The organism is Pigmentiphaga sp., assembly GCF_019689535.1.
Lineage (GTDB): Bacteria > Pseudomonadota > Gammaproteobacteria > Burkholderiales > Burkholderiaceae_B > Pigmentiphaga.
Map to the genome: position 1 here is coordinate 37120 of NZ_JADGHH010000002.1, position 13733 is coordinate 50852.

Annotated in this window: 13 protein-coding genes and 1 tRNA gene; 12 read left to right on the forward strand and 2 right to left on the reverse strand. The window is 67.0% G+C overall.

Annotation, left to right across the window (positions count from 1 at the left end; genetic code table 11):
* Positions 1–107 precede the first annotated feature (107 nt).
* Positions 108–184: transfer RNA gene (locus IRZ12_RS00445), tRNA-Met, on the reverse strand.
* A gap of 374 nt (positions 185–558) precedes the next feature.
* On the opposite strand from IRZ12_RS00445, the gene miaB reads away from it, so the two are divergent.
* From miaB to gloA, 11 genes are all read left to right on the forward strand, one after another.
* Entirely contained in the window at positions 559–1932 is a 1374-nt protein-coding gene (miaB, locus tag IRZ12_RS00450; RefSeq protein WP_296462875.1) for a tRNA (N6-isopentenyl adenosine(37)-C2)-methylthiotransferase MiaB, read from the forward strand.
* Positions 1929–2948, forward strand: a complete 1020-nt coding sequence (locus IRZ12_RS00455) for a PhoH family protein (RefSeq protein ID WP_296462877.1) — start codon at positions 1929–1931, stop codon at positions 2946–2948. The genes miaB and IRZ12_RS00455 overlap by 4 nt, the downstream gene beginning before the upstream one ends.
* Before the next feature lie 10 nt (positions 2949–2958).
* Positions 2959–3420, forward strand: a complete 462-nt coding sequence (ybeY, locus tag IRZ12_RS00460) for an rRNA maturation RNase YbeY (RefSeq protein WP_296462880.1) — start codon at positions 2959–2961, stop codon at positions 3418–3420.
* Positions 3421–3446: 26 nt separating this feature from the next.
* Positions 3447–4346, forward strand: a complete 900-nt coding sequence (locus tag IRZ12_RS00465) for an HlyC/CorC family transporter (RefSeq protein WP_296462883.1) — start codon at positions 3447–3449, stop codon at positions 4344–4346.
* A gap of 8 nt (positions 4347–4354) precedes the next feature.
* On the forward strand, positions 4355–5992 hold the full coding sequence (lnt, locus tag IRZ12_RS00470; protein ID WP_296462887.1) for an apolipoprotein N-acyltransferase: 1638 nt from the start codon (positions 4355–4357) through the stop codon (positions 5990–5992).
* A 114-nt stretch (positions 5993–6106) separates the two neighbouring features.
* Complete coding sequence (glyQ, locus tag IRZ12_RS00475; protein WP_296462890.1) at positions 6107–7006, forward strand: glycine--tRNA ligase subunit alpha; 900 nt, start codon at positions 6107–6109, stop codon at positions 7004–7006.
* On the forward strand, positions 7006–9135 hold the full coding sequence (gene glyS / locus IRZ12_RS00480) for a glycine--tRNA ligase subunit beta (RefSeq protein ID WP_296462892.1): 2130 nt from the start codon (positions 7006–7008) through the stop codon (positions 9133–9135). Before glyQ ends, glyS begins: the two co-directional genes overlap by 1 nt.
* Before the next feature lie 3 nt (positions 9136–9138).
* The gene (gene gmhB, locus IRZ12_RS00485) at positions 9139–9714 is read left to right on the forward strand and encodes a D-glycero-beta-D-manno-heptose 1,7-bisphosphate 7-phosphatase (RefSeq protein WP_296462895.1); all 576 of its coding nucleotides are present in this window, start codon (positions 9139–9141) and stop codon (positions 9712–9714) included.
* Between the two features lie 3 nt (positions 9715–9717).
* The gene (locus tag IRZ12_RS00490; protein WP_296462899.1) at positions 9718–10461 is read left to right on the forward strand and encodes a 1-acyl-sn-glycerol-3-phosphate acyltransferase; all 744 of its coding nucleotides are present in this window, start codon (positions 9718–9720) and stop codon (positions 10459–10461) included.
* A gap of 37 nt (positions 10462–10498) precedes the next feature.
* Positions 10499–11410, forward strand: coding sequence for a M48 family metallopeptidase (locus tag IRZ12_RS00495; protein ID WP_296462902.1), 912 nt, complete (start codon positions 10499–10501; stop codon positions 11408–11410).
* A 46-nt stretch (positions 11411–11456) separates the two neighbouring features.
* Positions 11457–11852: a lactoylglutathione lyase gene (gloA, locus tag IRZ12_RS00500; RefSeq protein WP_296462905.1), complete on the forward strand. Its 396-nt coding sequence runs from the start codon at positions 11457–11459 to the stop codon at positions 11850–11852.
* Positions 11853–11859: 7 nt separating this feature from the next.
* Here gloA and IRZ12_RS00505 read toward each other — a convergent pair whose 3' ends face one another.
* Complete coding sequence (locus tag IRZ12_RS00505; RefSeq protein WP_296462909.1) at positions 11860–13017, reverse strand: FAD-dependent oxidoreductase; 1158 nt, start codon at positions 13015–13017, stop codon at positions 11860–11862.
* 131 nt (positions 13018–13148) lie between these two features.
* On the opposite strand from IRZ12_RS00505, the gene IRZ12_RS00510 reads away from it, so the two are divergent.
* On the forward strand, positions 13149–13658 hold the full coding sequence (locus tag IRZ12_RS00510; RefSeq protein ID WP_296462911.1) for a cupin domain-containing protein: 510 nt from the start codon (positions 13149–13151) through the stop codon (positions 13656–13658).
* Positions 13659–13733: the final 75 nt, after the last annotated feature.

Here is a 13733-nt window from a genome sequence, read left to right on the forward strand (position 1 = left end):
TTGCAGGTCGCCATGCCCGTCCCTCCCGCTCCCGCGGGGGTAGCGAAACCAGGAAAGCGGGCAGCAAATGAAAAAGGGCCCAACCGTGGTTGGGCCCTTGCGTATCCTGGTGGCGCATCCCTGATTCGAACAGGGGACCTGCGGATTATGATTCCGTCGCTCTAACCGGCTGAGCTAATGCGCCAAAAGCTAAGACCGCGATTATATAGTGTTCCCGGGCTGCGCGCAAATGGCTTTGCATCGCGAAAAAAAAGGGCCCGACAGCATTGCCGTCGGGCCGACAGGGAGCACACAATGCCGCGCCTCAAAAGCTCGCGGGGGAAGCGCGGTATCGGTGTCGGATGAACCGCTCTGCCAGGCGTCGGGAGCTGCGGTCTCACCGATGCCCTTTGCGGCAAAGCAATCACCTGAGCCGTCAGTCTAGCCCCTACCCACTGACAGAGACCTGAACGGGTGTACCCCGCCTGCCGCGCCGGGCAGCCACCCGCGTAACCCTCTGATAAAATGCCATATTCCGCATTTGTGCCCGCGGGCTATAACCCCGTCACGGCAATCGAGATGACCCAAGCCACTCCCCGCAAACTATACATCCGCACGTTCGGCTGCCAAATGAACGAGTACGACTCGGACAAAATGGTAGACGTGCTGAACGCCGACCAGCCGTTGGAACTCACGGACCGGCCGGAAGACGCGGACATCATTCTCTTCAACACCTGTTCGGTGCGCGAAAAGGCGCAGGAGAAAGTTTTCTCCGACCTCGGCCGCGCCAAGATGCTCAAGCGCGAAAAGCCGGACCTGGTGATCGGCGTGGGCGGCTGCGTCGCCAGCCAGGAAGGCGAGGCCATCGTGGCGCGTGCACCGTATGTCGACGTGGTGTTCGGGCCGCAAACGCTGCACCGGCTGCCCGAACTGATCGCCAAGCGGCGCGCGTCCGGCACGCCGCAGGTAGACATCAGCTTCCCCGAAATTGAAAAGTTCGACCACCTGCCGCCCGCCCGGGTGGAAGGTGCGACGGCCTTCGTCTCCATCATGGAAGGCTGCAGCAAGTACTGCAGCTTCTGCGTCGTGCCGTACACGCGCGGCGAGGAAGTCTCCCGGCCGTTCGAGGACGTGCTCACCGAGATCGCCGACCTGGCCGACCAAGGCGTCAAGGAAGTCACGCTGCTCGGGCAGAACGTGAACGCCTACCGGGGCAAGATGGGCGACACCGACGAAATCGCCGATTTCGCGCTGCTGCTGGAATATGTACACGACATCCCCGGCATCGAGCGCATCCGCTATACGACCTCGCATCCGAAGGAAATGACGCCCCGGCTGATCGAGGCCTACGCCCGCCTGCCCAAGCTCGTGTCCTTCCTGCACCTGCCGGTGCAATCGGGCAGCGACCGTATCCTGATGGCGATGAAGCGCGGCTACACGGCGCTCGAGTTCAAGTCCATCGTGCGCAAGCTGCGCGCCGCACGCCCCGGGTTGACGCTGTCTTCGGACTTCATCGTCGGCTTCCCCGGAGAAACCGAGGAAGACTTCGAGAAAACCATGCGATTGATCGACGACGTAGGCTTCGACACGGCGTTCTCGTTCGTTTATTCGCGCCGTCCGGGTACGCCGGCGGCGGACCTGCAAGACGATACGCCGCAAACGGTCAAGCTGGCCCGCCTGCAGCGCCTGCAGGCGCGGATCAATGAGCAGGCGGCCGCCATCAGCGAAAGCATGGTGGGCACCACGCAGCGCATCATCGTCGAAGGCCCCTCGCGCAAGAACCCCGAGGAGCTCATGGGCCGCACTGAAAACAACCGCATCGTGAACTTCCCGGCGCCGCCGCGGCTCATCGGCCAGATGATCGACGTGCGCATTACTGCGGCGCTGCCGCACACGCTGCGCGGCGAAGTGGTCACTCGCGAAACCGACGCGACCGAGGCTTTGTCCGCATGACGGCAGCACCCTCCCGCGGCGCTCACCGCCGCCCCGCGCCGGTCGTCGTTTCCCTGGGGGACGACAACACCCGGCTGTCGAACCTGTGCGGCCCGCTCGACGAAAACCTGCGCCAGCTGGCGACGGCCTACGGGGTCGAGCTGGCGCGCCGCGGCCACCGGATCACCCTGGAAGGCGAGCGCGCCGACGCCGCATCGGCAGCGCTGCAATACCTCTACGAGCACGCCGACCACCCTTTGTCGGTCGACGAGCTGCAGTTGAACCTCGTGGAACTGGGCGCCATGACCGCCGCCCACGACGCGGACGAAGAAACGCCGCCCCAAGGAGCACCCGGCGAGACGGAAGTGGTGTTGCGCCTGCCCCGCCGGCAGGACTTGCGAGGCCGCACCCCGCGCCAGCGCGACTACCTGCGTAACATCCTGGCGCACGACATTACCTTCGGCATGGGGCCCGCCGGCACGGGCAAGACCTACTTGGCCGTCGCGTGCGCCATCGACGCGCTGGAACGGGAATCGGTGCGACGCATCGTGCTTACCCGGCCCGCAGTCGAGGCGGGCGAGCGGCTGGGCTTTTTGCCCGGAGACCTCACCCAGAAGGTCGATCCCTACCTGCGACCGCTCTACGATGCGCTGTACGACCTGCTCGGCTTCGAGCGGGTCACCAAGCTGTTCGAGAAGCAGACCATAGAAATCGCGCCGCTGGCCTACATGCGGGGGCGAACGCTCAACCATGCCTTCGTCATCCTCGACGAGGCGCAGAACACGACGCCGGAACAGATGAAGATGTTCCTGACGCGCATCGGATTCGGCAGCAAAGCGGTCATTACGGGCGACCCGTCGCAGGTGGACCTGCCCAAGGGCCAGCGCAGCGGCCTACTCGACGCCGCGCAAATCCTGGCTTCGGTCCAAGGCATTTCGTTTACGCAGTTCACCAGCGGGGACGTGGTACGCCATCCCCTGGTGGCGCGCATCGTCGACGCCTACGAAAAGCATGCCAAGACGTCCCAGGACGGCTGAAGCGACCGCCGTGCCGACGCTTTCCCTCGCAGTGCAATATGGCAAAGAGGAGCCGCGCCTGCCGCGCTGGCGCCTGCGGCGCTGGGTCGCCCAGACGCTGCGCGCGCCCGAGCTGGCCGGCATCCCGGGCGTCGCCTTGACGCTCCGCCTGGTCGGGGCTGCCGAAGGCCGCCGCCTGAACCGCGATTTCCGCCAGCGGGACTACGCCACCAACGTGCTGACCTTCGAATACGGCCCGGGGCCGGACGGGGTGGTCGGCGGCGACATCGTACTGTGCGTGCCGGTGCTGGCAGCTGAAGCCAAGGCCCAGAAAAAGCCGTTTTTGCATCACGCCGCCCACCTGGTCGTGCACGGCGTCCTGCACTCCCTGGGCTACGACCACCTGAACGAACGCGACGCCCGGCGCATGGAGGCGCTGGAGACCCGCATCCTGGCTACGATGGCCATCCCCGACCCGTATCAGGTATCCTAAACTTTTCCAACTGTCCTCCCAGGACGATGTCAGATACATCCCCTAGTCCGGCGTACGCCCAGCGTACGCCCAAGCACACACCCAAGACCTTCTTCGAGCGCCTTTCAGCGCTGATCCACCGCGAACCGGAAGACCGCGAGGATCTCAAGGCCGTGCTCGAGGCGGCCTACGGCCGCGACCTGCTCGATGCCGAGGCCTTGTCCATGATCGAGGGCGTGCTGGCCGTGTCCGAACTCACGGCCGGCGACATCATGATCCCCCGCTCGCGCATGGACATGCTCGAGGTGTCGCAGCCCATCGACGCCCTGCTTCCGACCATCATCGAAACTGCCCATTCGCGCTTCCCGGTCTACGAGGACACCCGGGACAACGTGATCGGCATCCTGCTGGCCAAGGACCTCCTGCGCTACATGGTGGATCGCGAGCTGGACCTGCGCACGCTCCTGCGCCCGGCAGTCTTCATTCCGGAGTCCAAGCGCCTGAACGTCCTGTTGCGCGAATTCCGCAGCAACCGGAACCACATCGCCATCGTGGTCGACGAGCACGGGGGCACGGCGGGCCTCATTACCATCGAAGACGTGCTGGAGCAGATCGTCGGCGAAATCGAGGACGAGTTCGACGATGCCGCCGTGGAGCAGTCCATCTTCCCGGACGGCAAGAATCGCTGGCGCGTCGTCGCGCTGACCAGCATCCGGCGCTTCAACGAAACTTTCGGCTCGTCGCTGGACGACGACGAGTACGACACGGTCGGAGGCTGGCTGGCTGGCACCTTGGGCCGCATTCCGCGGCGCGGAGACCGCATCGAGCGCGACGACCTGCGCATCGAGGTCATCCGCGCCGATGCGCGCCGCGCCCTGTGGCTGCGCGTGTCGCGGCTGACGCCCGGCTCGGCGCCCTCGTCCGCCGTGATGTCCAACCCAGGCTGAATCGACCCGTGTCCATCCCTCACGCCGCGCTGGCCGGTGCGCTGATTCTTGGCATGCTGCATGGGCTGGCCTTCGCGCCAGCCCCCTTCCCCGCTTGGTCCCTGCCCATGCTCCAATTGGCCGCCTTCGGCGCCCTGAGCCGGCTGGCATGGCGCGCCCCGTCGGCAGGAAGAGCGGCCTGGATCGGCGCGCTGTTCGGCGCCGGCACCTTCGCGGTCGGCATTTCCTGGATCTACGTCAGCCTGCACGTCTACGCCTACATGGCCGCCCCCCTCGCGGCGCTGGGGGTCGGCCTGCTGGCGGCCTACCTGTCCCTCTACCCTGCCCTGGCCACCGGCTTGGCGTGGTGGCTGAGCCGCCGGCCGAACGGTCGCGATTCCCGTGGCGCCGCATCGGGGCTCGTCTACGTGCTTGCGCTCGCCGCCTGCTGGAGCGGCGCGGAATGGCTGCGCGGCGTGCTCTTCACCGGATTCCCCTGGCTCAACATCGGTTACGCCCACGTGGACGGTCCGCTGCACGGCTGGGCGCCCCTGCTCGGCGTCTACGGCGTCGCGTTTGCGGCCGCCCTGACGGCGACCGGGCTGGCCTGGATCGCAGCCGCAGCGTGGCGGCGCAAGGAACCCGGCCGGCGCGGCGCCGCCCTGCGCGCCGGCTGGCCCGCCCTGGCAGCCGCGGCAGGCGCCTTGGCAATCGGAATCGCCGGGGGGGCCTGGACCTGGGTGCAGCCTTACGGCCCGGCGCTGGACGTGCGCCTGGTGCAAGCCAACATCCCACTCTCAGACAAATTCGACCCTGCCCGCATCTGGCATGGCATGGACACGCACCGGGGCCTGGCCATGCTTCCCAGGGCCGACGGCCGTTCCGCCGCCCTCACGCTGCTGCCCGAGACGGCGGTGCCGGTTTTCCAGGACCAACTCACGGCCGAAGCCTGGCAAGAGTGGGTGGACAGCGCCGGCGTACAGGGCGGCACCTTCGTGCTGGGCGTCGCCATGCGCGACATCCATCCCGACCGCGACCGCTATTACAACAGCGTCATTTCGCTAGACGGCACCACGGCCCCCGAGCGACTGGTCAACGGACAGGTCGACCGACGCTACGACAAACGGCACCTAGTGCCGTTCGGGGAGTTCATCCCGCCCGGCTTCCGCTGGTTCGTCGACGAAATGGTCATGCCGCTGGGCGATTTCGACCGGGGCGCACCGCGCCAGAAGCCCTTCGACATAGGCGGCCAGCACATCGCCCTGAACATCTGCTACGAGGACGTTTTCGGCGAGGAACTCCTGCCCGCGATACGTCCCGGCCCGTCCGACCCCGGCGCCACCATCCTCGCCAACATCAGCAACCTGGCGTGGTTCGGAGACTCCCTCGCCTTGCCGCAGCACCTGCAGATGTCCCGCATGCGCGTGCGCGAAACCGGCAGGCCCCTGCTGCGGGCGACCAACACGGGCATGACCGCCGCGGTGGACGCCCAGGCCCGGATCGTGGGCCAACTCGAGCCGCATACCGCGGGCGTACTCGACATCACGGTCCAGGGAACGACGGGCCTGACGCCCTACGTCCGCACGGGCAATGCGCCCATCCTGGTCCTCGTGGCCGCCCTGCTGGCCGGACTGGCCTGGCTGCGGCGTGCATCCGCGCGGGAATGACCACCTTTGCGCCCACCGGGCGCGCCCGGTGCGGCGCGCTTTTCGCGCGGGCCAGTTAAAATCCCTGGTTTGGCCGGGCCGATGGCCGCACGCGGCCGCATTGATTCCAAGACCATGCTGACATTTCAACAGATCATCCTCCGACTCCAGGAGTACTGGAGCCAGCAAGGCTGCGCCCTGCTGCAGCCCTACGACATGGAAGTCGGCGCCGGCACCTCGCACACCGCCACGTTCCTGAGGGCCCTGGGGCCCGAACCCTGGCGCGCCGCCTACGTCCAGCCCTCGCGCCGCCCCAAGGACGGCCGCTACGGCGAGAACCCCAACCGCCTGCAGCACTATTACCAGTACCAGGTGGTGCTCAAGCCCTCGCCGCCTAACATCCTGGACCTCTACATCGGCTCGCTGGAGGCACTGGGCATCGACCCCAAGGAACACGACATCCGTTTCGTGGAAGACGACTGGGAGAATCCCACGCTGGGCGCGTGGGGCCTGGGCTGGGAAGTCTGGCTCAACGGCATGGAAGTGACGCAATTCACCTACTTCCAACAAGTCGGCGGCATCGATTGCAAGCCCATCATGGGCGAGATTACCTACGGCCTGGAGCGCCTCGCCATGTACCTGCAGGGCGTGGAAAGCGTCTACGACCTCGTGTGGACGCAAGCGCCCGACGGTACGCGCGTGACGTACGGCGATGTCTACCACCAGAACGAAGTGGAACAGTCCAGCTACAACTTCGAGCACTCTTCGCCCGAGATCCTGTTCCGCCACTTCAACGACTACGAAGCCCAGGCCAAGCGGCTGGTTGAGGTGCCGCTCGCGCTGCCGGCCTATGAGATGGTGTTGAAGGCCGCGCACACGTTCAACCTACTGGATGCCCGCGGCGCCATCAGCGTCACCGAACGGGCCGCCTACATCGGCCGCATCCGCAACCTGTCGCGCGCCATCGCGCAGGCTTACTACGACTCACGAGAACGACTGGGCTTTCCCATGCTTGCACGCAAGGAGGCCGCGTAATGTCGGCCGCTCAACCCTTCCTGCTGGAACTGTTCACCGAGGAACTCCCGCCCAAGGCCCTGAACCGGCTGGGGCAGGCCTTCGCCGACGGCATTGCGGCCGGGCTGCAAAGCCGCGGGCTGCTGGCCGGCGGCAATGCCGTGACGGCTTACGCCACCCCGCGGCGCCTGGCCGTCCACCTGTCGGCCGTGCTGCCCCAGGCCGCCGATACCGAATACTCCGAAAAGCTGATGCCCGTGTCCGTGGGCCTGACGGCCGACGGACAAGCTACGCCGGCCCTGTTGAAGAAATTGGCCGCCAAGGGCTTGCAATCGGTCGACGTCGCGAGCCTGGCGCGCGAATCGGACGGCAAGAATGAGCAGCTCGTCTATCGCGGCATCGCCAAGGGCGCCGCGCTGCAAGCCGCGCTGCAGACCGTGCTGGAAGAAACGCTCGGCAAGCTGCCCATCCCCAAGGTCATGAGCTACCAGCTCGCCGACGGCACGACCACTGTCCGCTTCGTTCGTCCGGCGCACGGACTCGTCGCGCTGCACGGCGACCGGGTCGTGGACGTGACCGCGCTCGGGCTGCGGGCAGGACGCTCCACCTACGGCCACCGCTTCCAGTCCGAGGGCCCGATCGAGCTCGCCTCGGCCGACGCCTACGAAGACCGCCTGCGCGAGCAAGGGCGCGTCATCGCATCGTTCGCCAAGCGGCGCGACGCCATCGAGCGGCAATTGCGCGACCAGGCCGCCCGCCTCGGCGCCTCGCTGGGGGATGAAGCCGACGTAGCTGCCCTGCTCGACGAGGTGTGTGCCCTGGTGGAATACCCCACGGTTTATGTGGGCGAGTTCGAGTCCGAATTCCTGGCCGTGCCGCAGGAATGCCTGATCCTGACCATGCGGCTGAACCAGAAATATTTCCCGCTGTTCGACGCCGCGACCGGCAAGCTGACGCATCGCTTCTTGATCGTCAGCAACATGGAGCTGGCCGACCCCTCCAACATCATCGAGGGCAATCAGCGGGTGGTGCGCCCGCGCCTGGCAGACGCACGCTTCTTCTTCGAGACCGACAAGAAAGTGCCCCTGGCCGAGCGCGTGGAACAGCTCGGCACCGTCGTGTATCACAACAAACTGGGTTCGCAGCTCGAACGCTCGCAACGCGTCCGTGCGCTGGCGCGCTGGGTAGCCCAAGCCATCGGCGCCGACCCCGGCCGCGCCGACCGCGCCGCCTTGCTCGCCAAGGCGGACCTGGTGACCGGCATGGTGGGTGAGTTCCCGGAACTCCAGGGCATCATGGGCGCGTACTACGCCGAAGCCGACGGCGAAGCGCCGGACGTGGTGGAAGCCATCCGCCAGCAATACCGCATCCGCCTGGAAGCGCCCGTGACCGATGCCAGCGCCACGGCAGCCGCGCTGTTCCTGGCTGAGCGCGCGGAAACGCTGCTCGGTATCTGGAGCATCGGCCTCGCCCCCACCGGCGACAAAGATCCGTACGGCCTGCGCCGGGCGGCCCTGGGCCTGATCAGCGCCTTCGAGCAGCTGGAGGCCGGCGGACGTCTCGCGGGCGACTCGGCGCTGACGCTCGATGCCCTGCTCGCGCAGGCCGCAGCGGGCTTTGCCACCCCGCCCACGCCGAAACAAATTGACGAGGTCCGCGCCTTCATCTTCGAGCGGTACCGCAACCAGCTCGCAGGACAGTTCGACCGCGCCGCGGTCGATGCCGTGATCGCCGTCGCACCGCCGCTCGCCCAGGTGCCCGCCCGGGTGCGGGCCGTGGTGGCCTTCTCCGCGCTGCCCGAAGCCGCTGCGCTGGCCGCCGCCAACAAGCGCATCGGCAACATCTTGAAGAAGGTCGAAGGCGACCCCGGGCAGGTGAACGAGGCGCTGCTCGCCGAACCGGCCGAGAAGGCACTGGCCGAATCCGTGCGCACGCTCCGGCCGCAGGCCGAAGGCAAGTTCGCGCAAGGGGACTTCGCGGGCGCGCTGTCGGTGTTGTCGCAGGCCCGCGGCCCGGTCGACGCTTTCTTCGCCGACGTCATGGTCATGGCCGAAGATCCTGCGATCCGGGCCAACCGGCTGGCACTCCTGGCCGAGTTGCACCGCGTCATGAACCACGTGGCCGATTTGTCTCGCCTGGCGGCTGCCTAAACGATGCCGAGCGTCCTGACTCGTCCCAAGCTGGTGATCCTGGACCGCGACGGCGTCATCAACCAGGATAGCCCCGACTTCATCAAGTCGCCCGACGAATGGATCCCATTGCCCGGTGCGCTCGAAGCCATCGCGCGCATCAACCAGGCGGGATACCGCGTGGTCGTGGCAAGCAACCAATCGGGGCTGGGCCGCGGCTTGTTCGACGCGGCCACGCTCAACGCCATCCATGCCAAGCTCAAGGCCCAGTTGGCCAAGGTGGGTGGCGTCATCGACGCCATCTTCGTTTGCCCGCACGCACCCGACGCCGGCTGCGACTGCCGCAAGCCGCTGCCGGGCATGTACCGCGAGATTGCGCGGCGCTTCGAAATCGACCTGCACGGCGTTCCCTCGGTGGGCGATTCGGCGCGCGACCTCGAAGCCGCGGCGGCTGCAGGCTGTACGCCCTGGCTGGTCCTGACCGGAAACGGCTCCAAGACGCTGGCCAAGGGCAACCTGCCGCCGGGCACCGTCGTTTGGAAGGACCTCAGTGCGGTCGCCGATGCGCTGGAGGCGTCCGCCCAGCCCGAGGAACACTGATTGATGCGCTGGCTACGATCGCTGCTGTATTCGATCTTTTTCATCGGCACCATGGTGCCTTACGCCATTGCCTGCGTGCTTTGGCTTCCGCTCCCCTTGCATTGGCGCTACCGGCTCACCATCGGCTGGCCCCGGCTGGTGGTGTGGGGCGCGCGCTGGATCGCCGGCATACGGTGGCGCGTCAAGGGTTGGGAGAACCTGCCCGACCGGCCCGCCATCGTACTTTCCAAGCACCAGTCGACCTGGGAAACGCTGTTCCTGGCCGGCTGGCTGCCGCACCAGATCTGCTACGTCTACAAACGCGAGCTGAATTGGATCCCCTTCTTCGGCTGGGGCCTGGCGAGCCTGAGCATGATCGCCATCGACCGCAAGAAAGGCAGCGACGCCTTCGAACAAGTCGTCACCCAGGGCCGCGAGCGCCTGGCGGCCGGTCGATGGATCGTCATGTTTCCCGAAGGCACGCGCGTCGCGCCCGGCAAGAAGGGCAAGTACAAGAGCGGCGGCGCCCGCTTCGCAGTGCGCACCGGCGCCGTGGTCGTTCCCATCGCCCACAATGCGGGCGAGTGCTGGCCGCGCAGGACGTTCGTGAAGCGCCCCGGAACCGTTACCATATCGATCGGCCCGGCCATCGATCCCCATGGCCTGACGGCGGACGAAATCAATCGCCGCGTCGAAGACTGGATCGAAGGCGAAATGCGCAGGCTCAATCCCGAACGTTATCCCGACTCCCGGAGCCACGCCGCCTGACACCGGGCACGGCTCTTCGCGAACGGATCCCAACGCCATGGCCAAACGTCCCGCTACCGCTCCCGCCGCTCGCCCGGCCCCACGGCGGGAGGCGGAACTCGCCTCCGCGCAGCTTGACCTGTTCGCCGACCTGGCGCCCGCGGACGCGCCGCTCGTCCCGGGCAGGCCGGCGCCACAGCCCCATTCGATCCAACTTCCGCCCGGCGCACGCTGGCGCGAAGTGATGGCCGAAGGGCAATTGATCCGTTTCGTGCTCCAGCGTTCTCGCCGGCGCACCATCGGTTTTCTAATCGGGGACGACGGGCTGCGGGTCACGGCACCCCGGTGGGTCGGCCTCGCCGAAATCGACGCTGCCGTGCGGGAGAAGTCCCGCTGGATCCTCTCCAAGCTGCGCGACTGGCAACAACGCAAGGAGCGGCTGGCGCTCAACCAAACGCGCTGGGAAGACGGCGGCGAGCTGCCCTATCTCGGCCGGCGCGTGGTCATGCGGCTCGATGCGCAGCGCGAGACCGGGCTCCAGAGCGTCGATCCGGACGCCCCTGCCGATGGCGACATACTATGGCTGGGCCTGCCGCACGACGCGGAAGCCGCACGCATACGCGATGCCGTCCAGGCCTGGCTGCAAGGCCGCGCGCGCAGCGTGTTCGACGCCCGCCTGCGCGAGTTCCTCGCGCGCACCGGCCTGGCGATCAAGCGCTGGAAACTGTCGTCGGCCGCGACCCGCTGGGGATCATGCACCAGCGAAGGCAGTATCCTGCTCAACTGGCGCCTGATCCATTTCCCGCTGGACATCATCGACTACGTCATCGCGCACGAACTGGCCCACCTGCGCGAAATGAACCATGGCCCGGGCTTCTGGGCCGAAGTCGGGCAGTTGCTGCCGGGTTTCGAGAGCGCGCGCGACGTACTACGGCGACACGACCCGGCCAGCCTTCCGCAATTCGATTGAAGGCCCGCACGTGCCGGGCCTCTTCCCAACTCTACGCGAGGCATCCATGCGACTACTTCACACCATGCTCCGAGTCGGCGACTTGCAGCGTTCCATCGACTTCTACACCAAGGTCCTCGGCATGCGCTTGCTGCGCCGCAAGGACTACCCCGACGGCAAGTTCACGCTCGCCTTCGTGGGCTACCAGGATGAACAGGACGGCGCCGTGATCGAGCTGACCCACAACTGGGATACCGACAAGTACGACCTCGGCAACGGCTACGGCCACATCGCCATCGAAGTCGACGACGCCTATGCCGCCTGTGAGCGCGTCCGCCAGCTGGGCGGCAAGGTCACCCGCGAGGCCGGCCCGATGAAGCACGGCAGCACCGTCATCGCCTTCGTCGAAGACCCCGACGGCTACAAGATCGAGTTCATCCAGGCCAACACCCGCCAGGACTGAGCGCCCTTCAGCGCAGGCGGTCCAGCGCGGCAAAGAAGGCGTCGACCTTGCCTTGTCCGTCGCGCCGCAGCTCGGCGTCGCGGCGCGCGCAATCGTCGGCTGCCTCCAGCGCACCGGCCTGCCCTACCTGGCGCGAGACGTCCTGCACCAGCTTGCACATGGGATGGCGGCGCGCAGCGAACGCCTGGAGCGCCTCTTCGAGCGACCCCGGCCCGGTCAGCAACTTGGCGAGCACTACCGAGTCTTCCAAGGCCATGGCACCGCCCTGCCCCATGAAAGGCGTCGAGGCATGCGCGGCGTCGCCGATGATCACCACGCGCCCGCGATGCCAGGGAACCGGGGCGATGATTTCTTCCACGGCGGTATAGAGCACCTCGCTGCCGGGGCCGAGCTGCTCGAGAAACTGCGCCGCCGGGGCGCCGAAGTGGCCGAAGCGCTCGCGCATCAGCAGGGGCCAGTCGGCGGGCTCGTACCAGGCGTCCTTGGGCTCGAGCATGACGCCGAACATGTAAAGCTTCTCGTCGCTGATCGGCATGATGCCGAGCCGCTTGCCTACGCCCATCATCATGATTTTCGCGTCGAGGCCGCGCGGGCGGTCGTGCACGCTGCGCCACACGCCGAAGCCAGAATAAACGGGCTCGATGTGCGGGAACACTTCGGCGCGGACCTGCGATCGTATGCCGTCGGCGCCGATCACCAGGTCGAATTCGCCTTGCGTCCCGTCGGACAAGTTCACGCGCATGGGGCCTTCGCCTCCGGCATCCGACATGCGCGTGACCGTCGCCCCCAGCTTGACCGTCACGCCCAGCTCGGCAATGCGGCTTGCAAGCACGCGGTGCAATTCCGCCCGCTTGATGCCTACGATGGCCGGCAGGCCTTCCGGCGAGGGGTAAACCGTCTCGACGATGAAGGTTCCGCTTTCATCGAAGTACTGATTGCGTCCGCCGCGGACGGCAAACCCCGCCTCGAGGATCTGCGGCAGCACGCCGAGGTCGCGCAGGACGCGCAAGCCATTGCTATAGATAAATAGCCCAGAGCTCTGGAACTTCCAGACCTGCTGTTTCTCCACCATGGTGACGCGCACGCCTTGCTGGGCGAGCGCGATCGCCGTCGAACATCCGGCAATGCCGGCGCCGACGATCAGGGCGTGGTCGATTCGAGGCATGATAATCTCCGTGTCGAGGCCCGTAGTGTCGGCGCAAGAGGGCAAGGCCTCAACCCTCGGGACGCCGGAACGGGGAACCGACCGTACGGAAATCGCCGCGGTCCGCCGCCAAGCCTGCCTTTCCTGCCTTCATGCATGCACGTCCCAGCGATCTCCTGAGCCGCCTGCTGACCCACTGGCGTGCCGACCGGGCGGTCACGGCCCGCTTTTCGCTCTCGGCGCCCTGGGCGTTGAGATCGGCCGGCGTCGAAGGAGCCCTGATCCGGATGTGCGCGGGCGCGCCTTACTTGCTGGCCGTGAAAGACCAAGCGCCCGAGCGCCTAGAGGCCGGCGACATCGCCATGCTGCCCCATGGCGACCCCCACACCATCTCGTCCGGGCCCGATTTGCCGCCCCAACCGTTCCAGCCGTTGATTGCGGCGCACCAGGTAGGCGCGCACGGCGACCAGCCCATCGTCTTTGCGCACGGGGGCAACGGCCCCGCCACCGAGATGTTCTCGCTGCACCTGTGGCTGCCCGACAGCCTGCGCGCGCTACCGCATGCCCTGCCCGCCCTCATCGTGATTCGCCGGAGCGAAACCCCCATGACTGCCGCGCTAGCCACGGCGATGGAATCACTCTTGACATCCTCCCCGGTCTGAAGGCCGGAGATTCCTACGGCGCTCAGGAGCGGCATTGAGCCGCCCCTGAGTCGCTTCGGTGGGTTCCTGCTGCTG

Coding starts and splice junctions, on each gene's coding strand:
- IRZ12_RS00490 (WP_296462899.1), top strand. CDS start 9,718: ATGCGCTGGCTACGATCGCTGCTGTATTCGATCTTTTTCATCGGCACC.
- gloA (WP_296462905.1), top strand. CDS start 11,457: ATGCGACTACTTCACACCATGCTCCGAGTCGGCGACTTGCAGCGTTCC.
- IRZ12_RS00505 (WP_296462909.1), bottom strand. CDS start 13,017: ATGCCTCGAATCGACCACGCCCTGATCGTCGGCGCCGGCATTGCCGGA.
- glyQ (WP_296462890.1), top strand. CDS start 6,107: ATGCTGACATTTCAACAGATCATCCTCCGACTCCAGGAGTACTGGAGC.
- IRZ12_RS00510 (WP_296462911.1), top strand. CDS start 13,149: ATGCATGCACGTCCCAGCGATCTCCTGAGCCGCCTGCTGACCCACTGG.
- glyS (WP_296462892.1), top strand. CDS start 7,006: ATGTCGGCCGCTCAACCCTTCCTGCTGGAACTGTTCACCGAGGAACTC.
- IRZ12_RS00495 (WP_296462902.1), top strand. CDS start 10,499: ATGGCCAAACGTCCCGCTACCGCTCCCGCCGCTCGCCCGGCCCCACGG.
- IRZ12_RS00465 (WP_296462883.1), top strand. CDS start 3,447: ATGTCAGATACATCCCCTAGTCCGGCGTACGCCCAGCGTACGCCCAAG.
- IRZ12_RS00455 (WP_296462877.1), top strand. CDS start 1,929: ATGACGGCAGCACCCTCCCGCGGCGCTCACCGCCGCCCCGCGCCGGTC.
- miaB (WP_296462875.1), top strand. CDS start 559: ATGACCCAAGCCACTCCCCGCAAACTATACATCCGCACGTTCGGCTGC.
- gmhB (WP_296462895.1), top strand. CDS start 9,139: ATGCCGAGCGTCCTGACTCGTCCCAAGCTGGTGATCCTGGACCGCGAC.